Source organism: Nocardiopsis sp. TSRI0078 (genome assembly GCF_001905145.1).
Lineage (GTDB): Bacteria > Actinomycetota > Actinomycetes > Streptosporangiales > Streptosporangiaceae > Nocardiopsis.
This window is the reverse complement of sequence record NZ_LWLB01000009.1, coordinates 20687-45589: the sequence shown is the minus strand read 5'-3', so window position 1 is coordinate 45589 and position 24903 is coordinate 20687. Positions and strand designations below refer to the sequence as shown.

Sequence of the window (24903 nt, the reverse complement as noted above, 5' to 3'; positions counted from 1 at the left end):
TTCGGCCCCCGAAGCGGTCCCGGACACGGCGAAGGGCCGCCCCCGCGCAAAGCGGGGACGGCCCTTCGGGGCTGTCAGCGAGTCCTCGCGGACCTACTGCCTAGGCCTCGCCACCCGCGAGCTTCTCGCGGAGGGCGGCCAGGGCCTCGTCCGAGGCCAGGGCGCCGCTGGTGGAGGGCTCGGAGCCGCCGGACTGGTTGGCGCTCTGGCCACCGCCGGTGTACTCCTCTTCCTCCTCCGGGGCGGGCGCGTTGGCCGCGTCGGCCTCGGCCGCGCGGGCCTCCTCGACCTGCTTGCGGTGCGCCTCGAAGCGGGCCTGCGCCTCGGCGTAGCTGCGCTCCCACTCGTCCCGCTGAGCCTCGAAGCCCTCGAGCCACTCGCCGCTCTCGGGGTCGAAGCCCTCGGGGTACTTGTAGTTGCCCTGCTCGTCGTAGTCCGCGGCCATGCCGTACAGGGTGGGGTCGAAGTCCACCTGGTCCGGCGAGACGCTCTCGTTGGCCTGCTTCAGCGAGAGGCTGATGCGGCGGCGGTCGAGGTCGATGTCGATGATCTTGACGAAGATCTCGGTGCCGACCTGGACGACCTGCTCGGGCACCTCGACGTGGCGCTCGGCCAGCTCGGAGATGTGGACCAGGCCCTCGATGCCCTCCTCGACGCGCACGAACGCACCGAACGGAACCAGCTTGGTGACCTTGCCGGGAACGACCTGGCCGATCTGGTGGGTCCGGGCGAACTGCTGCCAGGGGTCCTCCTGCGTCGCCTTGAGCGACAGGGAGACGCGCTCGCGCTCCATGTCCACGTCGAGAACCTCGACGGTGACCTCCTGGCCCACCTCGACGACCTCGCTCGGGTGGTCGATGTGCTTCCAGGAGAGCTCGGAGACGTGCACCAGGCCGTCGACGCCGCCCAGGTCCACGAACGCACCGAAGTTGACGATCGAGGAGACGACGCCCTTGCGGATCTGGCCCTTCTGCAGGGTGTTGAGGAAGGTCTGGCGGACCTCGGACTGGGTCTGCTCCAGCCAGGCACGGCGGGACAGGACCACGTTGTTGCGGTTCTTGTCCAGCTCGATGATCTTCGCCTCGAGCTCACGGCCGACGTAGGGCTGCAGGTCGCGCACACGGCGCATCTCGACCAGGGACGCGGGCAGGAAGCCGCGCAGGCCGATGTCGAGGATGAGACCGCCCTTGACGACCTCGATGACGGTGCCGGTGACGACGCCGTCCTCCTCCTTGATCTTCTCGATCGTGCCCCAGGCGCGCTCGTACTGGGCGCGCTTCTTGGACAGGATCAGACGACCCTCCTTGTCCTCCTTCTGGAGGACGAGGGCCTCGACCTGGTCGCCGACGGCAACAACCTCGCCGGGGTCGACGTCGTGCTTGATCGAGAGTTCCCTGGAAGGGATCACACCCTCGGTCTTGTAGCCGATGTCGAGCAAGACCTCGTCTCGATCGACCTTCACGATGGTGCCCTCGACAATGTCACCGTCGTTGAAGTACTTGATGGTCTCGTCGATCGCCGCGAGGAAGGCTTCCTCGGACCCGATGTCGTTGACCGCTACCTGGGGTGTCGAGGTGGCCTCGGTGCTGCTCGTCATTTGTGGGTGGACTCCGGATACGGACAGATTCAGGAAGATGGGCACGCCGTAGGTCCGAGCCCGTCGATCCGTCGTCCGGAAGGTGAGAAGCAGGGCCATGACGACACAAAGCCGCCTTGACCACCAGCCGCCGGGTCCAGAGTGTTGACCGAAGCGGCGCCATCCTGTTGCCCCTCACTGGAGACAGCGGACGCCCGCACGAACCCACAACGCTTCAGCCAGAATATGAGACAAGGGCGTCCTGGTCAATCGGAACCCAGGACCGCCAACCCGACGTAGGTCGCAATGGCGGCAATTTACCCGAGCATGGTGGTCAAGATCAACTGGGGGTCCCCCCATGTCCGCAGGGGCGTACCGCCTCGGGGTGAACGCCGGGGGCACGCTTGCGGGGCACCTCCGGGACGCCCGAAAAAAATCTTCGGAGGGCGGGTTGCGGTCAGTCCATAGGAGGACGGGAGCGTGACCGTTTGATCGCGCTCCGTCGCTTCTTGGCGTCCACGCGGCGCTGCCTGGCCCTGCGGCTGGGACGGGTCGCACGGCGCTCGCGCGCGGGCGGGGCCGTGGCCTCCGCCAACAGGTCCGCCATCCGCTCCCTGGCCTCGACCCGGTTGCGCGCCTGCGACCGGTGCGTCTGCACCGTCACCGTCAGCACACCGTCGACCAGGCGTCCCTGGAGCCGCTCCAGCGCGCGTTGGCGCCGCGTGCTCCCCAGGCTGGTGCAGGCCGCCACGTCCAACGACAGCGACACCCGGGTGTCGGAGGTGTTGACGTGCTGGCCGCCCGGACCCGAGGAGCGGGAGAACCGCCACGTGAGCGCGTCGGCGGGGACGGTGACCGAGCCCACGGTCAGCCCTTCGGGGGCTCCACCACGTGCCGTCACCGTTCCCGCCTCCTCGCGTCGCGTCCGCGCTCTCGTCCGCGCCGCGGCTCAGTGCGCGGCGTCGTGCCAGCTCTGCCCGCTGCCGACCGAGACGGCCAGCGGGACACGCAGATCATAGGCGGAGCTCATCTCCCGCGTCACGAGCTTTTCGACCGCCTCGCGTTCGTCCGGAGCGATCTCCACCACGAGTTCGTCGTGTACCTGCAGCAGGACCCGCGACGCGAAGCCGCCCTCGGTGAGCGCCGAGTCCACCTGGAGCATGGCCACCTTGATGATGTCGGCCGCCGACCCCTGGATGGGCGCGTTGAGCGCCATCCGCTCGGCCATGTCCCGGCGCTGGCGGTTGTCGCTCGTCAGGTCGGGCAGGTAGCGGCGGCGTCCCAGGATCGTCTCGGTGTAGCCGACCCTGCGGGCCTCCTCCACCACCGAGTCGAGGTAGTCGCGCACCCCGCCGAACTCGGCGAAGTAGTTCTCCATGAGGCGCTTGGCCTCCTCGGGTGCGATGCCCAGCTGCTGGGACAGGCCGTAGACGCTCAGCCCGTAGGCCAGGCCGTAGCTCATCGCCTTGATCTTGGAGCGCGCCTCCCCGTCGACCTGCTCGACCCCGACGTCGAAGACCTGGGCGGCCATCTGCGCGTGGAAGTCGTAGCCGCTGTTGAAGGCGTCGATCAGCGCCTGCTCGCCCGACAGGTGCGCCATGATGCGCAGCTCGATCTGGCTGTAGTCGGCGGTGAGCAGCTCGTCGAAGCCCTCCCCCACCACGAACGCCCGCCGGATGCGCCTACCCACGTCGGTGCGCACCGGAATGTTCTGCAGGTTGGGGTCGGTGGAGCTGAGGCGGCCGGTCGCGGCCACCGTCTGGTTGAAGGTGGTGTGGATGCGGCCGTCGTCGGCGATCGTCTTGATCAGCCCCTCGACCGTGGTGCGCAGCTTGGTCTGGTCGCGGTGGTGCAGCAGGACCGCGGGGAGCTCGTTGTCGGTCTGCGCCGCCAGCCACGCCAGCGCGTCCGCGTCGGTGGTGTAGCCGGTCTTGATCTTCTTGGTCCTGGGCAGGCCCAGGTCCTCGAACAGCACCTGCTGGAGCTGTTTGGGCGAGCCGAGGTTGAACTCGCGGCCCACCACCTCGTGCGCACGCTCCACCGCGCCGCGGGCCGCGGCGGCGAACTCGCCCTGCAGCCCCTCCAGGTACTCGCGGTCGGCGGCGATCCCCGCGTGCTCCAGCCGCGCCAGCACGTCCACCAGCGGAAGCTCGACCTCGTGCAGCAGGTGGGTGCCGCCCCGCTTGTCCAGCTCCGCGGACAGCACCCCGGCCAGGTCGCGGGTGGCGCTCGCGCGCACCGCCAGCAGGTGCTGGCGGCCCGAGCCCGCCTCCCCGCCGTCGCCCAGGTCCAGGGTCAGCTGGTCGCCGGAGGCGTCCTCCTCCAGCTCCCGGCCCAGGTACCTGCGGCACAGGTCGGCGAGGTCGAAGCGGCGCTGTCCCGGCTGGACCAGGTAGGCGGCCAGGGCGGTGTCGCTGACCACGCCGCCCAGCGTCCACCCGTGCGCGCCCAGTGCGAGCAGGGCCCCCTTGTACTCGTGCACGACCTTGGGACGGCCGGGATCGGCCAGGAAGGCGGCCAGCGCCTCGGTGTCGGCCGGGTCCAGGGCGGTGGGGTCGACGAACACCGCCTCCCCCGAGGGCACGCTGATGGCCAGCGCGTCCACCCTGCCGGTACCGCGGCCCCAGGTGCCGTCCACGGCCAGTCCGGCGGGCGCCGTGGGGGTGAGGGTGTCGCCGGGGGCGGCGTGCCGGGTGATCCAGGAGGCCAGCTCCCCGGTCCCGGCCACGGTCAGGTCGACCCGGAAGCCCTCGGCGGGCTCGGCGCCGTCCGGCTCCGCGCCGTCCTCCAGCCGGACCACGGAGTACAGGCGCTCGCGCAGGTTGGAGGCGAACTCCAGGTTGTCGAAGAGCGCGTCGATCCCGGCCCGGTCCGCCTCGCCCAGGCCCAGCGCCCTGACGTCCACGTCCAGGTCCACGTCCGTGGCCAGCCGGTTCAGGCGCTGGTTGCGCAGCACGTCGTCCAGGTGGTCGCGGAAGTTCTGCCCGGCCTTGCCGGTGAGCTCGTCGGCGTGGGCGACCAGCTCATCCAGGGACCCGTACTTGGTGATCCACTTGGCGGCGGTCTTCGGGCCCACTCCGGGCACGCCGGGCAGGTTGTCGGCCTTCTCCCCCACCAGGGCGGCCAGGTCGCGGTAGCGTTCCGGGGGGACCCCGTACTTGTCCTCGACCGCCGCGGGGTCCATGCGCCGCAGGTCCGACAGGCTCTTGCCCGGGTACAGGACCGTGCAGGAGTCGGTGACCAGCTGGAAGGCGTCGCGGTCCCCCGAGGCGATGAGCACCTCCATCCCGGCCTCCCCGCCCTGGTGGGCCAGGGTGGCGATGACGTCGTCGGCCTCGAAGCCCGGCGCGGACAGGTTGGCGACGCCGACCAGCCGCATGAGGTCCTGGGTGAGCGGCACCTGGGAGGGGAACTCCGGCGGTGTGTCGGAGCGGCCGTCCTTGTACTCGGCGTACTCCTCGTGCCGGAAGGTGGGGCCGGACAGGTCCCATGCCACCGCGATGTGGGTGGGCTCCTCGTCCCGCAGCAGCTTGACCAGCATCGACGCGAAGCCGTAGACGGCGTTGGTCGACTGGCCGGTACTCGTGCCGAACTTTTCCACCGGGAGCGCGAAGAACGCGCGGAAGGCCATCGAGTGGCCGTCCAGGAGCAGGAGGCGGGGGCGCCGGCCGCCGCCGTCGGCGGGGGCTGCGCCGCCCGTCCCGGCGCCGGCCTGGGATGTCTGGTCGGGGGTCTCTCGCTTGGTCACCACAGACAAATCCTAGGATGCGATGCGGACACTTCGCGGCCACACCGCGAGAACACCGGCAAGGCCGACCGTCCCGGGCCGGAGCGCCCCTCCTCCGGCCGGAGCGGCCGGCGCCCCAGCGGATCGGAAGGCACACATATGACGACGGACTCCGAGGCGATGCGCCGGATGCTCGACACGGGCGCCCTGACCGGCGGCCTGGGCGACCGCATGGGCATCGAGGTCACCGAGGCCTCCGACGAACGCGTGGTGGGGCGGATGCCGGTGGAGGGCAACGTCCAGCCGTTCGGGCTGCTGCACGGGGGCGCGTCGTGCGTGCTGGCCGAGTCCCTGGGCTCGATCGGCTCCACCGCCCACGCCGCCCGGTTCGGCAAGGTGGCGGTCGGCATCGAGATCAACGCCACCCACCACCGGTCGGCCACCAAGGGGTACGTGACCGGTGTGGCCACCCCGGTGCACCTGGGCCGGACACTGGCCACGTGGGACATCACCATCACCGACGAGGAGGACCGGAAGGTGTGCACCTCCCGGCTCACGTGCATGCTGCGCGAGATGCCCGGCGGTCAGGGGGAGGCGGGCAGGTGACCGGAAGCGTCCGGAGGAACGGGACGCGTATATCGGTCAAGGGTTTTCCTGCTTGGGGAAGGACCACTTCACACCCGTGTGCAGTCCTTCTGTAGTTTTCCTACAGCCCGACCGCAGCTCTTGACGGTCGGGCTTCGTCATGCCTGGTCGTCGCGACAGTTTGCTGCCCCCTGCACACGCATAGCTGCGAACTGTACAAATATCGGGCGCGGAAGCCCAATGATGACTACAGAGGCATAACAGCCTGACGGCGAGTCGGCACCAACGGCCGCCCCCCGCTTTCCGATCCAGAAGTTCCGTGATTAAGCTCCGCTAACGCTCCTGATTAAGTCATGCCACACATCGCGGACATCAGGACGCACATGCACATCGGCACGGCTGCGTCACGCAGCGCGTGTTTCGCCGGTTGAACGGAGTGACCACGATCATGGCAAGCAAGAAGGCCCTAGGCCTCACTGCCGCAACCGCGGCCCTTGTACTCGGCCTGACCGCGTGTGGCAGCGGGGGCGGCGAAGGAGACGGCGGTGACGGAGGGGGCGACCAGTTCACCTACGGCATCCTCTACCCGCAGACCGGCAACCTCTCCTTCCTCGGCCCGCCCCAGATCACCGCGGCGGAGTACGCGATCTCCGAGATCAACGAGGCCGGCGGCATCCTCGGCAGCGAGGTCCCCAAGATCGTCCAGGGTGACGAGGCGGGCGACAACGCCCAGGCCAACGAGGCCGCCAACAGCCTCGTGTCGGACGAGGTGAACGCCGTCATCGGCGCCGCCGCCTCCGGTATGACCCAGGCGACCTACGACACCATCACCGGTGCCGAGATCGTCCAGTGCTCCGGCTCCAACACCTCCGCCGCGCTGAGCGACATCGAGGACAACGGCTACTACTTCCGCACCGCGCCCAGCGACCTGCTCTCCGCGGTGGTGATGGCCCGCAAGATCGTCGAGGGCGGCAACCAGAACGTCGCCATCGTCGCCCGCGCCGACGACTACGGCGGCGGCTACGCCCAGGCCCTCCAGGCGGAGCTGGAGAGCCTCGGCGCCCAGGTCGTCGTCAACGAGACCTACGACCCCATGGCCACCACCTTCGACTCGGTCGTCAACAGCGTCGCCAACGAGGACCCCGACGCCGTCGCGCTCATCGCCTTCGAGGAGGGCGCGCAGGTCATCTCCCAGTTCCTGGAGAGCGACATCGAGGGCGAGCAGATCTTCGTCACCGACGGCCTCAACGACCCGCAGCTGGGCGAGACCGTCAACCAGGAGAACCCGGACAGTGTCAACGGCATCACGGGTATCGCCCCGAGCGCGGACAACCCCGAGTTCTCCGAGGGCCTGCGCAGCTTCAACGAGGAGCTGGAGGTCTTCCAGTTCGCCCCGCAGGTCTATGACTGCGTCACCGTGATCGCCCTGGCCGCCGAGGCCGCCGGCAGCGTGAACCCGTCCGAGTACGTGGCCGAGCTGCCCAACGTCAGTCGCCCCGAGGGCACCGAGTGCTCCTCCTTCTCCGAGTGCCGCGACCTGCTGGCCGACGGTGAGGAGATCAACTACCAGGGCACCAGCGGCAACATCGACTTCGACGACAACGGCGACCCGACCGCCGCCACCTTCGAGATCTTCCACTACGGGGACGACGGTCACGAGATCCTCGCCTACGAGGAGCACTCGCTCCAGGACTAGGTGAGCGACGGCCGGCCCCGCCCGCCCGTCACCGACCACGGGGAGCGCCCCGGGAGATCCCCCTCCCGGGGCGCTCCTCGCCGTCCGTGTCCCCCGTCCCCACCGGAGAGGGCGCGGAGTCCGCGGGTGGCGTGGAGAGGGGCGGGCGGCGCGGCCGCCCCTCTCCTTCCCTACCGTTTCCCGCCCCGCCCGCTCACCGGGACCAGCGGCGGGCGATGTCGGCGGCCAGGGCGCGCAGTTCCTCGGCGGAGCGGCTCATGGCCGCCTCCACCGAGCCGGCGGACTCGACGAGGGAGTAGGTCTCGGTGATCCCGGCGTCGGCGGCCTCGGCCCGGCCGACCTTCACGGCCCCGGCGGTGACGATGCAGGGGACGCCGTGCCGGCTGGCGGCCTGGGCGACGCCGTGCGGGAGCTTGCCGCGCAGGGACTGGGAGTCGAAGGAGCCCTCGCCGGTGATGACGAGGTCGGCGCCGTCGAGGCGCTCGGCCAGGCGGACGGAGCCGAGGACGCGGCTGATGCCGGACTCGACCGTGCCGCCGAGGAGGAGCAGGGCGAAGCCCAGGCCGCCCGCGGCGCCGGCGCCGGGGGTGTCACGGGTGCCCTTGTCGGGGTCCACCCGGTCCGCGAAGGCGGAGAGGGCCGCGTCGAGGCGCTGGACCTGGTCGGGGTCGGCGCCCTTCTGGGGGCCGAAGACGGCGCTGGCGCCGTGGATGCCGAGGAGGGGGTTGTCGACGTCGGTGGCGGCGACGAGGCGGACCCCCTCCAGGGTCCGGCGGGCGGCGTCGAGGTCGACGGCGTCGACGTGCTCGGCCAGGGTGCCGCCGCCGTGGCCGAGGTGGTCGGCGGGGGTGGCGCCCAGTGCGGCGAGGAACCCGGCTCCGGCGTCGTTGGTGGAACTGCCGCCGAGGCCGACGACGACGGTGCGGGCGCCCGCGCGGACCGCGTGGGCGACCAGTTCGCCCACGCCGCGGGTGGTGGTGCGGCCGGGGTCGCGGTCGTCGGCGGGCACCAGGTGGAGGCCGCAGGCCTGGGCGCTCTCCACGTAGGCGGTGTCGCCGTCGAGGAGGTACTCCGCGGTCACGGGTGTGCCGAGGGGGCCGGTCACCTCGGCCCGCCGCACCTCGCCGCCGAGGGCGGTGTGCAGCACCTCGACGAACCCGGGTCCGCCGTCGGAGAGCGGGAGCAGCTCCGTTCGGGCGGAGGGGTCGGTCCGGTGCCAGCCGTCGGCGACGGCCTGGGCGGCTTCGAGCGCGGAGAGGGTACCGGCGAACTTGTCAGGAGCGATGAGGATACGCACGTGCTCCAGTGTGCCAGGCCACATTCTCACGCGTTCGGGGCACCCCTGGTCAGAGCCCGCACGGCCCTGGTCAGAGTCCGGGAGCGCCGTAGACGGGGAACCAGCGGGAGCGGTCCTTCTCCATGGGCAGGTCCGCGCCGATGGCCGCCTCCGCCTGGAGTTCGAGGGCGTTGTCCCTGCGCTGGCCGCCGGCGGGCGCGAAGGGGTAGAAGGTGCCGCGCTTGTAGAGGTAGACCAGTCCCAGGGAGCGGCCGCCGTCGGTGAAGCCGACCAGGGAGCACAGCAGGGAGGGCCCGTACCCGTTGGCCTCCAGGGTGGAGTTGACGGCGTGCAGGTCGGTCACCAGGCCGGTGATGTCGGGGGTGGCCGCCTCGTCCCCGGAGGCCGGGGCGTTCTGTGAGCGGACCACCAGCCAGGTGTAGCCGTAGTCGTCGGTGACCTGGTCCACGGGCGGGCCCCCGCCGCTGTCGAGCAGCTCGGTGATGTCGCGCTCCAGGTCGGCGAAGGCGGCGCCCTCGGTGGCGCGGAAGGCGACGGAGCCGGTACCGGTGGGCCCAAAGCCCGCGGCGGCCCGCAGGGTGACGGACGCCGAGGGCAGGCCGAACAGGGCGTCGAGGTCGGGCTTGGCCGGTTCGGAGCGCCCGAGCAGGGCTCGCCAGAAACTCATCGTGTTCTCCCGGTCCTTTCGGAGTCTGGGATCGGCCGGTACGACCGGTCCGGTCGGGGTCCGGTCGGGCCGGCCGCGGTCAACCGCCCTGGCCGAGCTGCCGGGAGATGTCGGACAGCTGGGCCAGGCGCTGCTGCACGGGCGGGTGGGTCGCGATCAGCTGGCTGAAGCTGAACCCCTTGCGGGAGAGGGCCGGTGCGAAGAAGAAGGCGTTGAACGGCTCCACCTGGCGCAGGTCGCGGGTGGGTATCCGGGCCATGTCGCCGGTGATCTTGGTCAGGGCGCTGCCCAGCATGGACGGGCGCCCGGTGAGGTAGGCGGCGGCGCGGTCGGCGGACAGCTCGCGGTAGCGCGACAGCGCCCGGGTGAGCAGGAAGCTGAGCGCCCAGGCGACCGCGCTGACCAGCACGACGAGCAGGGCGACGACGGCCGGGGCGGGACCGTTGTTGTTGCTGCGCATACCCCCGCTGAACATGGCGAAGCGCAGCCCGGCCTGGGTGAGGAACCCGGCGACGATGCCGAGGAAGCCGGCGACGGTCATCACCATGACGTCGCGGTGGGCGACGTGGGACAGCTCGTGGGCCAGGACCGCCTCCAGCTCGGAGCCCTCCAGGCGGCGCATGAGGCCGGTCGTCACACAGATGACCGCGGACTTCTTGTTGTGCCCGGTGGCGAAGGCGTTGGGAACGTCGGTGTCGGCGATCCCCACGCGGGGCTTGGGCATGTCCGCCAGGGCGCACAGCCGGTCGATCACGGCGTGCAGCTCGGGCGCCTGCTCGGGGGTGACCTCCTTGGCCCCCATGGAGAACATGGCGATCCTGTCGGAGGCGAAGTAGCTGAACAGCGCGAACCCGGCGACGATGAGCAGGACCAGCCACACGTTGAGGCCCACCAGGACCAGTCCGGCGATGAAGGCCATGTAGACCAGGGCGAGAAGGCCCATGGTCATCACCATGCGGGTGGTCAGCCCCCGGTCAGGTCTGAACTTGGAACCGGCCATGCCTAGTCCTCTCCCCGACGCGTCGACTGTCTCGGAGTGTAGTTCGCCCAGGTGGGAAAGGGCCCGAGGCGGTCCGCAGCGTGTTCGGCGCCCGCCCCCACCGGAGCGGCGCCCGCGGCCTCCCTTGCCGCGCTCGCACCCACCACTCCAACGAACGGGGCTCCGGCCGCGGTTCCCGGCGGGCTCCTCCCGCCCCGCGCGTCGTGCGAGGAGCCCCCGCGTACGACGAAGGCCGCCGTGCCCCCTGGGGGTCACGGCGGCCTGAGAACGCGCGTGCAGGCACCGAGCCGGGCTCCGAACGGCCGTGGCCTGGCCTTCGGGGCCCGCTCATCTTTGCCCGGGCGCACCTGGACGGAAGCGGTGCACCTGGACGGAGACGGTCCTAGCCGGGGATGAGCCCGTCGTCCTGCAGCATCTCCCGTACCTCTTCCATGCTGGCGTCGGCCGGCGGGAGGATGAACTGCGAGGGCTCCAGGGCGTCGGCCGGCAGCGGCTTGCCGTCCTCACGCACCTTCTCCAGAAGGTCGTGCAGAGCCCGGCGGAACGTGGCCTCGTCGCCCGACTCGATGGCCGACTCCAGCTGGGAGTCGAAGGAGTTGAGCAGTTCCAGGTCGGCGTCGGTGAGGTCGAGCTGCCCCTCACCCATGATGCGGACGATCACGCGCCCTCCCGGTTTCCGGTGTTGCCGGCGCCGTTGCCGCCCTCGATCTGCGGGGCGGAGTCACCACCGCCCTGCCCGAGCTCCCTCTTCATGCGCTCCAGGTCGGCCTCGACGCTGGTGGTGCTGGCCATGCGGTCGAGCTCGCTCTGGATGTCGTCCCGGGCGGTGCCGGTGACGTCGTCGAGCGCACCGGAGGCGAGCAGCTCGTCGACGGCGCCCGCGCGGGCCTGCATCTCGGCGGTCTTGTCCTCGGCGCGCTGGACGGCCATGCCGACGTCGCCCATCTCCTCGGAGATGCCCGAGAAGGCCTCGCTGATCTGCGTCTGGGCCTGGGCGGCGGTGTAGGTGGCCTTGATGGTCTCCTTGCGCGTGCGGAAGGCGTCCACCTTGGTCTGCAGGCGCTGCGCCGCCATCGTGAGCTTTTGCTCCTCGCCCTGGAGGTTGGCGTGCTGTTCGCGCAGGTTCTCGATCTGCTGGGACAGGCCGGAGCGGCGGCTCAGGGCCTCGCGGGCGAGGTCCTCCCGCCCCTGGGTCAGGGCGGCACGGCCCTGGCTCTCCAGTTTTCCGGACTGCTGCTCCAGCTGCTGGATCTGGAGCTCCACGCGCTTGCGGGAGGTCGCGACGTCGGCCACACCACGACGCACCTTCTGCAAGAGCTCAAGCTGTTTCTGGTACGAGTAGTCGAGTGTTTCCCTGGGGTCCTCGACCGAGTCCAAGGCTCTGTTGGCCTTGGACCTGAAGATCATCGAAAGTCGCTGAAACACGCTCATCGGCGTGGCCGTCCCCTTCTCGGTGCGTACATCGGCTGTTCCCAGCGGGCGCTTTGCCCAACCCTACGCGCTCTGGCCTGCGGTCGCCATAATGCGACGAGCGGCTACCCTGTGGGTGTGTTCCGACGTCGCTCCGCTTCCACAGCCCCGGACTCGGCCACCGCCGAATCCGCCAGCCCTGAGGCCACTGAGGCCACCCAACCTAAGGGATATACCCCCAAGAAGGGGGTCCCCACCCCAAAACGCAGGGAATCCGAGGTGGCCCCGCGCAAGCCGCTGAAGGCGCCCGAGACCCGCAAGGAGGCCTACCGGGCCTACCGGGAACGTCTCGAACGTCAACGCGCTTCGGGCGCACGGGGTTCCAGCGCGCCCAAGGGCGTGCCCAAGGACGAGGCCCGCTACTACCGCCAGCAGGACCTCGGCGAGGCCAGGGCCTTCGCCCGTGACTTCGTCGACTCCCGCCGCAGCGCCAGCGAGTTCTTCCTGCCGTTCTCGATCCTGATCATCGCCCTGCTGTTCATCAACAACCCGGTCTTCCAGGTCGGTGTGGCCTACGTGGCGTGGCCGCTGATGATGGTGACGATCATCGCCGAGGGCGTCCTGGTGGGCCGCACGGTCAAGAAGCGCGCCTCCGAGTACTTCCCCGACGACCCGAGCGTCAAGGGCGTCGGCATGTACGCGGCCATGCGCCAGCTGCAGTTCCGCCGCCTGCGCCTGCCCAAGCCGCGGCTGAAGGTCCGCGAGGACCCCACCCCGCGCGGAGTGCGCTAGGGCGCCCTCCCCCCTCTTCGGACCCTTCGGGCCGAGCAGCGTGAGCAGGGCCGGTGTTCGCACCGGCCCTTCACCGCACCCTTCATGGGAGCGTTCCCATTCGGTTCCGCCCAGCCGGTCGAGAACCTCGCGGAGAGCCACAACCGCCTACTAGAGTGCTCGGCATGGACTTTCGGCATCTAGGCAACAGCGGTCTCATGGTCAGCGAGATCGCCTACGGGAACTGGATCACGCACGGATCCCAGGTGGAGGAGGACACGGCCAAGGCCTGTGTCCGCGCGGCCCTGGACGCCGGTATCACCACGTTCGACACCGCCGACGTCTACGCCCAGGGACGGGCGGAGGAGGTGCTCGGCCGCGCCCTGAAGGGCGAGCGCCGGGACGGTCTGGAGATCTTCTCCAAGGTCTACTGGCCCATGGGAGAGGGCAAGAACGACAAGGGCCTGTCCCGCAAGCACATCATGCGCGGCGCGGAGGACTCCCTGCGCCGCCTCGGAACCGACTACCTGGACCTGTACCAGGCGCACCGGTTCGACTACTCCACGCCGCTGGAGGAGACCATGCGGGCCTTCGAGGACCTGGTCCGCCAGGGCAAGGTCCTCTACGTCGGTGTGTCGGAGTGGCGTGCCGAGGAGATCGAGCGGGCACTCAAGATCGCCGACGAGATGGGCTTCGACCGGATCGTCTCCAACCAGCCGCAGTACAACATGCTGTGGCGGGTCATCGAGCCCGAGGTCGTCCCGCTCTCCGAGCGCGAGGGCATCGGCCAGATCGTGTGGTCGCCGATCGCCGGAGGCGTCCTGACCGGCAAGTACAAGCCCGGCCAGGAGCTGCCCGCCGGTTCGCGCGCCGCCGATCCCAACAGCGGGCACTTCCTGCGCGGCCCGCTCGAGGACCAGGTCCTGCTGGAGCGCGTGCAGAAGCTGGAGCCGCTGGCCGCCGAGGCGGGCCTGTCCCCGGCGCAGCTGGCCGTGGCCTGGGTGCTGCAGAACCGGAACGTGTCGTCCGCGATCATCGGCGCCTCCCGTCCCGAGCAGGTGGAGGACAACGTCCGGGCCGCCGGGGTCAAGCTCGACGAGGGGCTGCTCGCCAGGATCGACGAGATCCTCGGCGACAGCGTCAAGCGCGACCCGTCGCTGACCAAGAGCCCGGAGAACATCCGCGGCTAGACAGTGTTCCTCGGGGGCTCCGCTCCGCCCCGTGTTCGGGCGCCTTGAGGGCGGGAACCTTCGGCGCCTCCGGAGGGTTCACTCGTTCCTCACGAACCCTCCTACCGCACCTCCGGAACCCCGCCGGCACCCGAACCACCCCCAGGGGCTCCGCCCCCTTCCGCGCACCGGGCCCCGACCGCCTCCGGGCGGCCGGGGCCTTCGCGCGTCCGGTCCGGGGAGCGTTCCTCTGGTGTCCCCCCTTCCGCTCTGGGTAGCTGTCGCCCCACACGAGCCGTGGAAGAGGGGGCAGATGGACACCGCACAGGTCATCGAGGCAGTGGGGACCGCCATCGACGTCGCCGGGGTCGGCGTCATCGTCGTCGGAGCGGTGGGGGCGACGGCGCTGTTCGTGTACCGCGTGGTGGTCGGCAGGGCGTTCGCGGAGGCCTACCGCCCCTACCGGCAGGGACTGGGCCGGGCGATCCTGCTCGGCCTGGAGTTCCTCGTCGCGGGGGACATCATCCGCACGGTCGCGGTCTCGCCCACCTTCGCCACCGTCGGGGTGCTCGCGGGGATCGTTCTCATCCGGACCTTCCTCAGCTTCTCCCTGGAGGTGGAGCTGGAGAACCGCTGGCCGTGGCAGTCCCGCAGCTCCCCCTCCTCCGGCCGGAGCTGACCCGCGCCGCCCGCCGCGGGCCGGTCAGCGCGCCATGTCGCGGGCCAGGTGGGAGCGGTGCAGGCGCCCGGTCCGCAGCAGCCGGGCCAGGTCGGCCCGGGTCTGGTGGGACAGCTGGACGTGGAAGTAGTTGACGTACTCCAGGACCGCGAACAGCCACAGGCCCAGGCCCGGCCACACCCGGGTCCAGAGGACGCCCCCCGCGAGGGCCGCCGCCACGACCGCGCCGCCCGCGAGGAGCAGCAGCGGGTCCACCCACCGCAGGGCGCGAAAGACCGGCATGCCCTCCGGGTCCCGTGCCCGTGTGCGCAGCTGGCGCACCTTGATCCACCAGTAGGCGCCGCCCTGGACCAGCAGCAGGGCGAACAGGGCGAACCCGGCCAGGTTGGCCGGGGAGGCGGGCACGCTCAGGAAGCGGAAGAGCACCACGGCGAACAGGGGGACGTTGACCAGTTCCAGGACGGCCAGACTGCGCAGGGACGAGACCATGTCCCGATCGTCCCGCAGACGGCGCCCCGGCGCCCCCGGGTCCGGGGCCGCCGGACCCGTGTGAGGCCGTGCCCCGGCGGGACACGGCGGAGCGCCTACTCGACGGGTTCCAGGGACATCTCGTAGACCTCCTTGTCGCCCTCCAGCAGGGCGACCCGGTTCACTCCGCCCTCGGTGAGCTCCTGCCAGTTCTCGCCCAGCCAGCTCTCCGCGTCGCCCCTCGAGGTGAACGTCTCGGAGGGCAGGTCCTGCCCCGTCGGGCCGGAACCCTCGGCTCCGTAGTACCGCCAGGTCCACGCCATGTTCGACCGCCCCTTCGTCGCGGAGGCCACGGCATCCGGTCACCGTGACCCTGCTCCCGAGCCTAACCACTCGGCGTCCGGACGGGGGCCTCCCCCGGGCACGTTCCCTCCGGGGGAGGGGAACCTGACCGGGGCTTGGCGGACCATGAGGTTTACTCTTCGGGTGCGTATCCGTTTTCTCGGGACAGCCGGCCATTCGGGGTGGCCCGCCCCGCAGTGCACCTGCGCCTCCTGCAACAAGGCCCTCGCCGAACGGCGCCTGCCCCTGCGCGTGACCGTGGACGACCGCTTCCGTATCCGCGAGACGGGTGCGGTGGGCCCGGTGCCCCCGGGGTACTCGGTGTCCCCGACGCCCGACGGCGTCCTGGTGGAGGGTCCCGACGGCGGCAAGCTGCTGTACGCCCGCACGGGGCCCGGCCCCCTGCCCGGCGTCCCGCCGGTGGAGGCGCGGGCGGAGGGCTCCTCCGGCTACTCCTCCACCCGGCCCGACCAGCAGGTGGACATGGTCGTCGTGGACGCGGCGCAGCGCCCCGAGGTCATCGGCGAGCTGCGCCGCTCGGGGGTGATCGGGGTGACCACGGCCGTCGTGGCGGTCGGCGGCGACCACCGCGTCCGCTCCCCCGCGGAGTTCGCCCGGCGGGCGCGGCTGTGGGGCGCCCTGGTGCCGGGCGACGGGCAGGTCCTGTCGTGTCCGCCCGCGGTGTGGCCGGAGCCGCGGCCGCACGGCCCACACCGGACCCTGGTGACCGGCGGCGCCCGGTCCGGCAAGTCCACCGAGGCCGAGCTGCGCCTGATGGCCGAGCCGAAGGTGCTGTACGCGGCGACCGGCCCGGTGCCCGACCCCGTCGAGGACCCCGCGTGGGCCGAGCGTGTGGAGCGGCACGTGCGGCGCCGCCCGTGGTGGTGGCGCACCGAGCAGACCACCGACCTGGCGGCGGTGCTCAAGCGTTCCCGGGGCGCGGTCCTGGTGGACTGCCTGGGCACGTGGCTGACCTGGGTGATGGGCGAGGCAGGGCTGTGGGAGGAGGACCCTCCCTCCGGCGCCGAGGACGAGGTGGAGGCCGCGGTGCACGGACTGCTGGAGGCCTGGCGCTCCACCCAGGCCTACGTCGTGGCGGTCACCAACGAGGTGGGGTCGGGCGTGGTGCCCGCGACCCGTGCCGGAGGACTGTTCCGCGACCACCTGGGCCGGCTGAACCAGTGGGTGGGTGCCGAGTCCGAGGAGGTCGTGCTGGTGACCGCGGGCCGCGTCCTGGAGTTCCCGTGACCGGTACGGCCCACGGCGCCTCCCCGGAACCCGGCCCCGGCCCCTCGGGCGCGGTCTCCGGTGCGGCCGCCGGCGCGCGGATGGCGCTGGGGACGTTCACCGTGTTCCCCGTGCGCGTGGGGCGGGTGGACCGCTCCGTCGCGGGCCGGGCGATGGTGTGGGCTCCCGTGCTGGGCGCGGCCCTGGGCGCCCTGACCGGCGCGGTGGCCGTGCTGGGCACGGCCTCGGGGCTGTCCGCGCCGCTGGCGGCGGTACTCGCCGTGGGCCTGGCCGCGCTGGCGACCCGGGGACTGCACCTGGACGGTCTGGCGGACCTGGCCGACGGGCTGGGCAGCGGCCGTCCGCCCGAGGGCGCCCTGGAGGTGATGCGGCGTTCCGACATCGGCCCGTTCGGCGTGGTCACCCTCGTGGTCGTGCTGGGCGCGCAGGTGCTGGCGCTGGGGCAGCTGGCGGAGGCCTCGCCGTGGGCGGCGCCGACGGGCGCGGCGGCGGCCGGGGCGGTGGGGCGGTGCGCGGTGGCGCTGGCGTGCACGCCGCGCGTGCCGTCGGCACGGCCGGAGGGTCTGGGCGCGTTCGTGGCGGGGACCGTGCGCTGGCCGGGGGCGCTGACGGCCGGTGTGTTCACGGCCGCGGTGTGCCTGACGGGCTGGGCGCACGCTCCGGCGTTCGCGGCGGCGTGCGTGCTCGCGGGGGTCGCGGGCCTGCTCGTGGCGGGCGGCGTACTGCGCCGGGCGGTGCGGAGGCTGGGCGGTGTCACCGGCGACGTGCTGGGGGCCTTGGTGGAGTCCGCCGCGACGGCGGTACTCGTGGTGGCCGCGGCGGCCTCCGCCTGGGGGTGAGGGCCGCCGACCCCGGGTGCGCGGAACCCGCCGTGGACACGGGAGGCGGTCGGCCGCTTCCCGCCGACGCGCAGCTCCGGGCCCCGGTGTCGCGATCATCACATTTTTTCACACCCGGTTTCACGGATTCCGCACACGGGCAGGCGCCGTCCCCCGGGCGGTGGCCCACGACGCCCTCCACCGGCGGCCAGAGCCGCCCTCGCCGCTCGAACGGGCCGGGGCCGCCCCGGGGAACCCCCGCCCCCCGGGGCCGCCCGCAGCGCCGCGTCAGACCCCCTCGCGACCCGGGGCGCCGCGTCGCCGCCGAGCACGCGAGGCGACTAGCATCAGGGATGTGAGCACGTCGTTGTCAGTAAATACGGAGTCCCCCAGTTCGCTCGACGCCGACGCGGTTGTCGTCGGTTACCACTCCGGAGGCGATGCTCCGGAGCCCGCGTCGGGCGCACACGACGTCGACGCCGCCTTCTCCGGCGGCCTCGGCCAGACCCTGTCGCTCCTGGGAGCGAGCGGCGCCCCCGAGGAGGTGCACACCCTTGCCTCCCTCGGAGCCGTCAAGGCCCCGGTCGTCGTCGCGGTCGGTCTCGGCCCGGCGCCCGCCGAGGGCCCCGTCGACTCCGACATCCTGTCCCGCGCGGCCGGTGCCGCGCTGCGTTCCCTGACCTCGCGCCCGGAGGGTGCGGGCCGCGTCGCCCTGGCCCTGCCCGCCCAGAGCGCCGCCGAGGCCGAGGCCGTCGTCCTCGGCGCGCGGCTGGGCGCCTACGGCTTCGACCGGTACCGCACCGGGGACGGCAGGAGGGCCGACGCCACCACCGAGCTGGTCCTGATCTCCCCCGCATCCGAGGCCGGGGACGCCGCCGAGCGCGCCGCCGTCCTGGCCGATGCCGTCAACCTCACGCGTGACCTGGTCAACACCGCACCGGCCGACCTGGTTCCCGAGGACCTCGCCGACACCGCCCAGGAGATCGCCCAGCAGAACGGCCTGCAGATCGAGGTCCTGGACGAGCGCGCCCTGGCCGAGGGCGGCTACGGCGGCCTGACCGGCGTGGGCCAGGGCTCGGCCAACCCGCCCCGCCTGGTCCGCCTCTCCCACACCCACCCGGAGGCCACCCGCACCGTCGCCTTCGTCGGCAAGGGCATCACCTTCGACTCCGGCGGCCTGTCCCTCAAGCCCGCGGGCTCGATGGACTGGATGAAGTCAGACATGGCCGGCGCCGCCTCCGTGCTCGCCGCCATGCGCGCCATCGCCTCCCTGGGCCTGAAGGTCAACGTCGTCGGCTACCTGGCCGTGGCCGAGAACATGCCCAGCGGCACCGCCCAGCGCCCCTCCGACGTGCTGACCATCTACGGCGGCAGGACCGTGGAGGTCCTCAACACCGACGCCGAGGGCCGCCTGGTCATGGCCGACGCCCTGGTCCGCGCGCAGGAGGACGCTCCCGACCTGGTCGTGGACATCGCCACCCTGACCGGCGCCCAGCTGGTCGCGCTCGGCACCCGCGTGTTCGCGGTCATGGCCAACGACGACGACGTGCGCGCCGAGGTCGTCTCCGCCGCGGGCGCGGCGGGCGAGTCCTCCTGGCCGATGCCCCTGCCCGAGGAGCTTCGCTCGGGCCTGGACTCCTCGGTCGCCGACATCGCCAACGTGGCGGGCGAGCGCTGGGGCGGCATGCTCTCCGCGGGCGTCTTCCTCAAGGAGTTCGTCGAGGACGGCGTCAAGTGGGCGCACCTCGACATCGCGGGTCCGTCCTTCAACCACGGCGGTCCGCACGGCTACACCCCGAAGGGCGGCACCGGCGCGGGTACGCGCACGCTGGTCCGCATCGCGGAGGAGTACGCCAGGTAGTCACCGTGGACGGGGCGGGGCTCCTGTGAGCCGGAGCGTCCGCCCCTCCCCGGCACCGCGGACGCGGACACCGCCCCCCGTCTTCCCCAGCCCCGTCCGCGGAACCACCACCCATCACCAGCCACACAACAAGGAGTTCGTTCCCGTGAGTGAGAGCGGCGGCACCTTCGACCTCGTCGTCCTTGGCGGCGGCAGCGGCGGCTACGCGGCGGCACTGCGCGCCGCTGAGCTGGACATGAGCGTCGTCCTGATCGAGAAAGACAAGCTCGGCGGCACCTGCCTGCACCGCGGCTGCATCCCCACCAAGGCCCTGCTGCACTCGGCCGAGGTCGCCGACTCCGCCAAGGAGAGCGAGAACTTCGGTGTCAGGGCCACCTTCGAGGGCATCGACATCGAGGCCGTGCACAAGTACAAGGACAAGGTGATCGGCGGCCTGTACAAGGGCCTGACCGGCCTGGTCAAGTCCCGCAAGATCACCGTCGTGGAGGGTGAGGGCAAGCTCACCGGCAAGGACGAGGTCACCGTCGACGGCACCGTCTACAAGGGCCGCAACATCCTGCTGGCCACCGGTTCCAAGCCCAAGACCCTGGGCCTGGACATCGACGGCGAGAAGGTCATGACCAGCGACCAGGCCCTGGACCTGGACCGCGTCCCCGAGTCGGTCATCGTCCTGGGCGGCGGTGTGATCGGTGTGGAGTTCGCCAGCGTGTGGCGCTCCTACGGCGCCGACGTCACCATCGTCGAGGCCCTGCCCCACCTGGTGCCGGTGGAGGAGGAGTCGAGCTCCAAGCTGCTGGAGCGCGCCTTCCGCAAGCGCAAGATCAAGTACGAGCTGGGTACCCCGTTCGAGTCGGTCAAGACCACCGGCTCCGGCGTGACCGTCACCCTCAAGGGCGGCAAGACCCTGGAGGCCGAGGTCCTGCTGGTCGCCATCGGACGCGGGCCCGTCTCGGAGGGCCTGGGCTACGAGGAGCAGGGCATCACCCTGGACCGCGGCTTCGTCCAGGTGGACGAGAACCTGCACACCGGCGTGGGCAACGTCTACGCCGTGGGCGACCTCATCCCCACCCTCCAGCTCGCCCACGTGGGCTTCGCCGAGGGCATCTTCGTCGCCGAGCACATCGCGGGGCAGAACCCGCCCGCGATCGACTACGACGGTGTTCCCCGTGTCACCTACTGTGAGCCCGAGGTCGCGTCCGTGGGTCTGACCTCCGCGGTCGCCAAGGAACGCGGCCACGACGTCGTGGAGATGAACTACAGCCTCGCGGGCAACGGCAAGAGCCAGATCCTGCAGACGCAGGGAGCGGTGAAGGTCATCGCCGAGAAGGACGGCCGTGTGCTCGGCGTCCACATGGTCGGCAGCCGCGTCGGCGAGCTGATCGCCGAGGGGCAGCTGATCTACAACTGGGAGGCGCTGCCCTCCGAGGTGGCGCAACTGATCCACCCGCACCCGAGCCAGTCCGAGGCGCTCGGCGAGGCGCACCTGGCGCTGGCGGGCAAGCCGCTCCACGTCCACGACTGACCGCACCACCCGGGGGCGGGCCGCCAAGGCCCGCCCCCGCACACATCCGCGCTGCCCAGTCAAGGGGTTGGGCAGAGACCGCGCCCAGATCCAACGAGGAACCCATGCCGACTTCCGTTTCCATGCCCGCCCTGGGTGAGAGCGTCACCGAGGGGACCGTCACCCAGTGGCTGAAGAACGTGGGCGACACCGTCGAGGTGGACGAGCCGCTCCTTGAGGTCTCCACCGACAAGGTGGACACCGAGATTCCGTCACCCGCCGCCGGTGTGCTCACCAAGATCCTCGTCGACGAGGACGAGACCGTGGAGATCGGCGCGGAGATCGCCATCATCGGCGGTGAGGGCGAGAGCGCCGACGAGGGCGGTGCCGAGCCCGCCGCCGAGGCCTCCCGTCCCGAGCCGGAGGAGGAGTCCGCCCCCGAGCCCGCGGCGGCCGAGGAGCCCGAGCCGGCCGAGGAGCCCGAGCCGGAACCCGCGCCCGCCCCGTCCGCGCCGTCGGAGTCCTCCTCCGGCGGTCCGAAGACGTCGGTGACCATGCCCGCCCTGGGTGAGAGCGTCACCGAGGGGACCGTCACCCAGTGGCTGAAGAACGTGGGCGACACCGTCGAGGTGGACGAGCCGCTCCTTGAGGTCTCCACCGACAAGGTGGACACCGAGATTCCGTCACCCGCCGCCGGTGTGCTCACCAAGATCCTCGTCGACGAGGACGAGACCGTGGAGATCGGCGCGGAGATCGCCGTCATCGGCGGTACCGGCGACGAGCCCCCGGCCACCTCCGAGGCGCCCGCTCCGCCCGAGGCCGAGCCGCGGCCCGAGCCCGCCGAGAAGCCCGAAGCCGCCGAGGAGCCCGAGCCGGAGCCCGCCTCCGAGAAGCCGGAACCCGCTCCCGAGAAGCCGGAGCCCGCTCCCAAGGCCGAGCCCGCCGGTGACGAGGCTCAGGCCGGCGGGGGCCCGTCCGTGGACATCGAGACCCTCAGCGGCACCGGCCGGGCCTCGGGCACCGACTCCGGGACCGAGGCCTACGTGACGCCGCTGGTGCGCAAGCTCGCCGCCGAGCACGGCGTGGACCTGGGCCGCGTCAAGGGCACCGGCGTGGGCGGGCGCGTCCGCAAGCAGGACGTTCTCAAGGCCGCCGAGGAGCAGAAGGAGGCCGCGCGCGCCGCCGCACCGGCCCCGTCCTCGGCGCCGAGCAAGGTGGCCGACGACGCCTCGCTGCGCGGCCGCACCGAGAAGCTCAGCCGCCTGCGCCTGTCCATCGCGGACCGGATGGTGGAGTCGCTGCACGTCTCGGCCACGACCACGCAGGTCATCGAGGTGGACGTCACCAAGATCGCCCGCCTGCGCGAGCAGGCCGCCGACCGCTTCGCCGAGCGCGAGGGCCTTCCGCTGGACTTCTTCCCCTTCTTCGCGCTGGCCGCGGTGGAGGCCCTGCGGTCCCACCCCAAGCTCAACGCGGTGGTCGACAGCGACAAGCGCGAGGTGACCTACCACGACGTGGAGAACCTCGGCGTGTCGGTGGACACCGAGCGCGGCCTCCTCGCCCCGGTGGTCAAGGAGGCGGGCAAGCTGGACCTGAGCGGCCTGGCGCACAGGATCACGGACCTGACCGAGCGCGCCCACACCGGCGGGCTCGGCCCGGACGAGCTGGGCGGCGGCACGTTCACCATCGCCGAGACCGGCTGCACCGGCGCGCTGTTCGGCACACCGATCATCAACCAGCCGCAGGTGGCGATCCTGGGCACCGGCGCGGTCGTCAAGCGCCCCGTGGTGCTCGAGGACCCGTCCATGGGCGACGAGGTGATCGCGGTGCGCTCGATGGTGTACCTGTCGCTGGCCCACGACCACCGCCTGATCGACAGCGCCGACGCCGGACGCTTCCTGCAGGCGGTGAAGGCGCGTCTGGAGGAGGGCGCCTTCGAGGGCGACCTGGGCCTGGCCTGAGCACCCCGGGCCCTGCCCGGATCCCTTCCGTACGACCCCGCCGGGTCGGGCGCCGTCCCCGCGGCTCCCGGCCCGGCGCAGTCTTGTGGCCCGCAGCCCTCCCCGGGGCGGGCCCCTTCCGCGGGACCCGTCCGATTTGACCTCAACAGCTGTTGAGGTTCTAGCGTTGGCGCGTCCCGAAGAACCGACGGTGCGCCGCGCGGCTCCTTTCCCGGCAGGGCAGAGCCGGTCCGCGCGTGCCCGCCCGACGTGCCCGCTCTTTCGTGGGCCGAGACGGCACCAAGAAGCAAGGACCCACATGGACAACCTTCGGATCGCGGTCATCCTCGGCGGCAACCGCAGAGGCCGCACCGGTCCCTCCGTCTCGCGCTGGTTCGTGGACCGGGCCGTCAAGCACCCCGACCCGGGCATGGAGTTCGACTTCCTGGACGTGGACGACATCAGTCCGGCGGACGGCCACGGCGGGCCGATGGCCCCGGGGTCGGCTCGGACCGTGGACGCGGCCGACGGGTTCGTGGTGGTGACTCCGGAGTACAACCACGGCTACCCCGGCGAGCTCAAGAGCGCCATCGACGCCGCGCGCCGGGAGTGGTTCGGCAAGGCGGTCGGCTTCGTCTCCTACGGCGGGATGTCGGGGGGCCTGCGGGCGATCGAGCAGCTGCGCTCGGTCTTCTCGGAGCTGCACACCGCCACGATCCGCGACACGGTCAGCCTGCACAACGCACAGACGATGTTCGGCGCCGACGGCGAGCCGGTGGTGGACATGGCGGAGGCGGAGGCGGCCGTGGAGAGGATGCTGCGGCAGCTGGCGTGGTGGGCGCTGGCCCTGCGCGAGGCCCGGGAGCGCCGTCCCTACCCGGGATAGCCGCGGGGCCCGGGCACGGCGTGAATACGGCGGGGCGGTGCCTCGCGGCACCGCCCCGCCTTTCTACCCCACCAATCACCATCCCCTGATGATCCCCATCATCAAAGGTCTGTGGCCGGGCGCGCGGCAGCCAGCCCGACAGCGCGTCGCCCACAGTAGCTCCGCGATGACGCGGAGTTCCTGTCCCACCTTCAAGGTAGAAGACCGGGGAGCCCTCCCGCAGCTCTTTCACGGAAAAAGCCGAGGAAAAACCGGCCGCTGCCCCCGGGACACGCCTTTGGCGGCCGCCTGCGCGGGAGTCCGGGGGCCCTGAGGGTAGACCCTGGACCATGAGAGTGGCGATCACGGGGGCATCAGGACTCATCGGCAGGGCGCTGGAGGCGTCCCTCCTCGACGACGGGCACACGGTGGTGCGCATGGTGCGGCACCTGCCCCGGGGGCGGCATCCGTCGCGCGTGGAGGAGGCGGAGTGGCGCCCCGAGCAGGGACGGGTGGACACCGTGGCCCTGCACGAGACCGACGCGGTGGTACACCTGGCCGGCGCGCCGATCGGCCCGGCCCTGTGGACACGGCACCGGCGCACCCTCATCCGGCGCAGCCGGGTGCGCGGCACCCGCACGCTGTGCCAGGCGCTGGCGGGCATGGCCGGTCCGCCTCCGCGCCTGCTGACCGCGTCGGGGACGCACTACTACGGTGACACCGGCGGGCACCCGGCCACCGAGGACAGCCCGCCGGGCACCGGGTTCCTGGCCGGGGTGTGCCGGGCCTGGGAGGAGGCCGCCGCCCCCGCCGTCGAGGCGGGCCTGTCGGTGGCCCACATGCGCACCTCGGTGGTGCTCGACCGCTCGGGCGGTATGCTGCGCACGCTGCTGCCGCTGTACCGGGCCGGGCTGGGCGGCCGCATGGGGCCGGGAACTCAGTACATGAGCTGGATCGCCATGCGCGACCACATCGGGGCCGTGCGCTTCCTGCTGGAGCATCCCGAGATCACCGGGCCGGTGAACATGTGCGCGCCGGAGCCGGTGAGCAACGCGGACTTCGCCCGGGCCCTGGGTGGGGCGCTGGGCCGCCCGACGCTCCTCCCCGTCCCGGCCGCGGCACTGCGCGCGGCCCTGGGGGACTTCGCCGAGGAGACCGCGCTGACCGACCTGAGGGTGCTGCCCGAACGCCTGGACAAGGCCGGGTATTCCTTCTCCCTGCCCACCCTCGACCGTGCGCTATCCGACATCCTGGCCAGACCCGCGCCCTCCACCGGGGCGTAA

At 71.8% G+C, this 24903-nt stretch carries 22 protein-coding genes; 12 read left to right on the top strand and 10 right to left on the bottom strand.

Annotation, left to right across the window (positions count from 1 at the left end):
• Positions 1 to 100: 100 nt before the first annotated feature.
• The 3 genes from rpsA to polA form a co-directional block, all read right to left on the bottom strand.
• Positions 101 to 1597 (bottom strand): 30S ribosomal protein S1, encoded by a 1497-nt coding sequence (gene rpsA / locus A6A08_RS09465; RefSeq protein ID WP_073702174.1) that lies wholly within the window; start codon positions 1595 to 1597, stop codon positions 101 to 103.
• Positions 1598 to 2033: 436 nt separating this feature from the next.
• Positions 2034 to 2477 (bottom strand): alternative ribosome rescue aminoacyl-tRNA hydrolase ArfB, encoded by a 444-nt coding sequence (gene arfB / locus A6A08_RS09460; protein WP_073702173.1) that lies wholly within the window; start codon positions 2475 to 2477, stop codon positions 2034 to 2036.
• Between the two features lie 48 nt (positions 2478 to 2525).
• Entirely contained in the window at positions 2526 to 5327 is a 2802-nt protein-coding gene (polA, locus tag A6A08_RS09455) for a DNA polymerase I (protein ID WP_073702172.1), read from the bottom strand.
• 135 nt (positions 5328 to 5462) lie between these two features.
• On the opposite strand from polA, the gene A6A08_RS09450 reads away from it, so the two are divergent.
• On the top strand, positions 5463 to 5909 hold the full coding sequence (locus tag A6A08_RS09450) for a PaaI family thioesterase (RefSeq protein WP_073702171.1): 447 nt from the start codon (positions 5463 to 5465) through the stop codon (positions 5907 to 5909).
• Positions 5910 to 6336: 427 nt separating this feature from the next.
• On the top strand, positions 6337 to 7584 hold the full coding sequence (locus A6A08_RS09445; RefSeq protein ID WP_073702217.1) for an ABC transporter substrate-binding protein: 1248 nt from the start codon (positions 6337 to 6339) through the stop codon (positions 7582 to 7584).
• 193 nt (positions 7585 to 7777) lie between these two features.
• Here the strand turns inward: A6A08_RS09445 and A6A08_RS09440 are convergent, their stop codons facing one another.
• From A6A08_RS09440 to A6A08_RS09420, 5 genes are all read right to left on the bottom strand, one after another.
• Positions 7778 to 8881, bottom strand: a complete 1104-nt coding sequence (locus A6A08_RS09440; RefSeq protein ID WP_073702170.1) for a glycerate kinase — start codon at positions 8879 to 8881, stop codon at positions 7778 to 7780.
• A gap of 70 nt (positions 8882 to 8951) precedes the next feature.
• Positions 8952 to 9548: a hypothetical protein gene (locus tag A6A08_RS09435; protein ID WP_073702169.1), complete on the bottom strand. Its 597-nt coding sequence runs from the start codon at positions 9546 to 9548 to the stop codon at positions 8952 to 8954.
• 79 nt (positions 9549 to 9627) lie between these two features.
• On the bottom strand, positions 9628 to 10548 hold the full coding sequence (htpX, locus tag A6A08_RS09430; RefSeq protein ID WP_073702168.1) for a zinc metalloprotease HtpX: 921 nt from the start codon (positions 10546 to 10548) through the stop codon (positions 9628 to 9630).
• A gap of 382 nt (positions 10549 to 10930) precedes the next feature.
• Entirely contained in the window at positions 10931 to 11209 is a 279-nt protein-coding gene (locus tag A6A08_RS09425) for a hypothetical protein (protein WP_073702167.1), read from the bottom strand.
• Positions 11206 to 11979, bottom strand: a complete 774-nt coding sequence (locus A6A08_RS09420; RefSeq protein WP_073702166.1) for a PspA/IM30 family protein — start codon at positions 11977 to 11979, stop codon at positions 11206 to 11208. The genes A6A08_RS09425 and A6A08_RS09420 overlap by 4 nt, the downstream gene beginning before the upstream one ends.
• 117 nt (positions 11980 to 12096) lie before the next feature.
• On the opposite strand from A6A08_RS09420, the gene A6A08_RS09415 reads away from it, so the two are divergent.
• The 3 genes from A6A08_RS09415 to A6A08_RS09405 all read left to right on the top strand — a co-directional run bounded on the left by A6A08_RS09415 (position 12097) and on the right by A6A08_RS09405 (position 14577).
• Positions 12097 to 12750 carry a DUF3043 domain-containing protein gene (locus tag A6A08_RS09415; protein ID WP_083609029.1) on the top strand — a complete coding sequence of 218 codons (654 nt, stop codon included), beginning with the start codon at positions 12097 to 12099 and terminating at the stop codon, positions 12748 to 12750.
• A gap of 164 nt (positions 12751 to 12914) precedes the next feature.
• Positions 12915 to 13919, top strand: coding sequence for an aldo/keto reductase family protein (locus tag A6A08_RS09410; protein ID WP_199866892.1), 1005 nt, complete (start codon positions 12915 to 12917; stop codon positions 13917 to 13919).
• 292 nt (positions 13920 to 14211) lie between these two features.
• Positions 14212 to 14577 (top strand): DUF1622 domain-containing protein, encoded by a 366-nt coding sequence (locus tag A6A08_RS09405; protein WP_073702164.1) that lies wholly within the window; start codon positions 14212 to 14214, stop codon positions 14575 to 14577.
• A 24-nt stretch (positions 14578 to 14601) separates the two neighbouring features.
• On the opposite strand, the gene A6A08_RS09400 is transcribed toward A6A08_RS09405, so the two are convergent.
• Both A6A08_RS09400 and A6A08_RS09395 read right to left on the bottom strand, forming a co-directional pair.
• Positions 14602 to 15066 carry a hypothetical protein gene (locus tag A6A08_RS09400; RefSeq protein WP_073702163.1) on the bottom strand — a complete coding sequence of 155 codons (465 nt, stop codon included), beginning with the start codon at positions 15064 to 15066 and terminating at the stop codon, positions 14602 to 14604.
• A gap of 95 nt (positions 15067 to 15161) precedes the next feature.
• Positions 15162 to 15368, bottom strand: a complete 207-nt coding sequence (locus A6A08_RS09395; RefSeq protein ID WP_073702162.1) for a hypothetical protein — start codon at positions 15366 to 15368, stop codon at positions 15162 to 15164.
• A 271-nt stretch (positions 15369 to 15639) separates the two neighbouring features.
• Here A6A08_RS09395 and A6A08_RS09390 point away from each other — a divergent pair, with 271 nt between their 5' ends.
• The 7 genes from A6A08_RS09390 (at position 15640) to A6A08_RS09360 (ending at position 24903) form a co-directional block, all read left to right on the top strand.
• Entirely contained in the window at positions 15640 to 16635 is a 996-nt protein-coding gene (locus A6A08_RS09390; protein WP_073702215.1) for a bifunctional adenosylcobinamide kinase/adenosylcobinamide-phosphate guanylyltransferase, read from the top strand.
• A gap of 80 nt (positions 16636 to 16715) precedes the next feature.
• Entirely contained in the window at positions 16716 to 17474 is a 759-nt protein-coding gene (locus A6A08_RS09385) for an adenosylcobinamide-GDP ribazoletransferase (RefSeq protein WP_073702214.1), read from the top strand.
• A 334-nt stretch (positions 17475 to 17808) separates the two neighbouring features.
• Positions 17809 to 19314: a leucyl aminopeptidase gene (locus A6A08_RS09380; protein WP_073702161.1), complete on the top strand. Its 1506-nt coding sequence runs from the start codon at positions 17809 to 17811 to the stop codon at positions 19312 to 19314.
• A gap of 145 nt (positions 19315 to 19459) precedes the next feature.
• Positions 19460 to 20836, top strand: a complete 1377-nt coding sequence (lpdA, locus tag A6A08_RS09375) for a dihydrolipoyl dehydrogenase (RefSeq protein WP_073702160.1) — start codon at positions 19460 to 19462, stop codon at positions 20834 to 20836.
• A gap of 104 nt (positions 20837 to 20940) precedes the next feature.
• Complete coding sequence (gene sucB, locus A6A08_RS09370; RefSeq protein WP_073702159.1) at positions 20941 to 22776, top strand: 2-oxoglutarate dehydrogenase, E2 component, dihydrolipoamide succinyltransferase; 1836 nt, start codon at positions 20941 to 20943, stop codon at positions 22774 to 22776.
• Positions 22777 to 23074: 298 nt separating this feature from the next.
• Entirely contained in the window at positions 23075 to 23641 is a 567-nt protein-coding gene (locus tag A6A08_RS09365; protein WP_073702158.1) for an NADPH-dependent FMN reductase, read from the top strand.
• A gap of 329 nt (positions 23642 to 23970) precedes the next feature.
• Positions 23971 to 24903, top strand: coding sequence for a TIGR01777 family oxidoreductase (locus A6A08_RS09360; RefSeq protein ID WP_073702157.1), 933 nt, complete (start codon positions 23971 to 23973; stop codon positions 24901 to 24903).

Coding starts and splice junctions, on each gene's coding strand:
- rpsA (WP_073702174.1), bottom strand. CDS start 1,597: ATGACGAGCAGCACCGAGGCCACCTCGACACCCCAGGTAGCGGTCAAC.
- A6A08_RS09450 (WP_073702171.1), top strand. CDS start 5,463: ATGACGACGGACTCCGAGGCGATGCGCCGGATGCTCGACACGGGCGCC.
- A6A08_RS09445 (WP_073702217.1), top strand. CDS start 6,337: ATGGCAAGCAAGAAGGCCCTAGGCCTCACTGCCGCAACCGCGGCCCTT.
- A6A08_RS09435 (WP_073702169.1), bottom strand. CDS start 9,548: ATGAGTTTCTGGCGAGCCCTGCTCGGGCGCTCCGAACCGGCCAAGCCC.
- htpX (WP_073702168.1), bottom strand. CDS start 10,548: ATGGCCGGTTCCAAGTTCAGACCTGACCGGGGGCTGACCACCCGCATG.
- A6A08_RS09420 (WP_073702166.1), bottom strand. CDS start 11,979: ATGAGCGTGTTTCAGCGACTTTCGATGATCTTCAGGTCCAAGGCCAAC.
- A6A08_RS09410 (WP_199866892.1), top strand. CDS start 12,915: ATGGACTTTCGGCATCTAGGCAACAGCGGTCTCATGGTCAGCGAGATC.
- A6A08_RS09405 (WP_073702164.1), top strand. CDS start 14,212: ATGGACACCGCACAGGTCATCGAGGCAGTGGGGACCGCCATCGACGTC.
- A6A08_RS09400 (WP_073702163.1), bottom strand. CDS start 15,066: ATGGTCTCGTCCCTGCGCAGTCTGGCCGTCCTGGAACTGGTCAACGTC.
- A6A08_RS09395 (WP_073702162.1), bottom strand. CDS start 15,368: ATGGCGTGGACCTGGCGGTACTACGGAGCCGAGGGTTCCGGCCCGACG.
- A6A08_RS09385 (WP_073702214.1), top strand. CDS start 16,716: ATGGCGCTGGGGACGTTCACCGTGTTCCCCGTGCGCGTGGGGCGGGTG.
- sucB (WP_073702159.1), top strand. CDS start 20,941: ATGCCGACTTCCGTTTCCATGCCCGCCCTGGGTGAGAGCGTCACCGAG.
- A6A08_RS09365 (WP_073702158.1), top strand. CDS start 23,075: ATGGACAACCTTCGGATCGCGGTCATCCTCGGCGGCAACCGCAGAGGC.
- A6A08_RS09360 (WP_073702157.1), top strand. CDS start 23,971: ATGAGAGTGGCGATCACGGGGGCATCAGGACTCATCGGCAGGGCGCTG.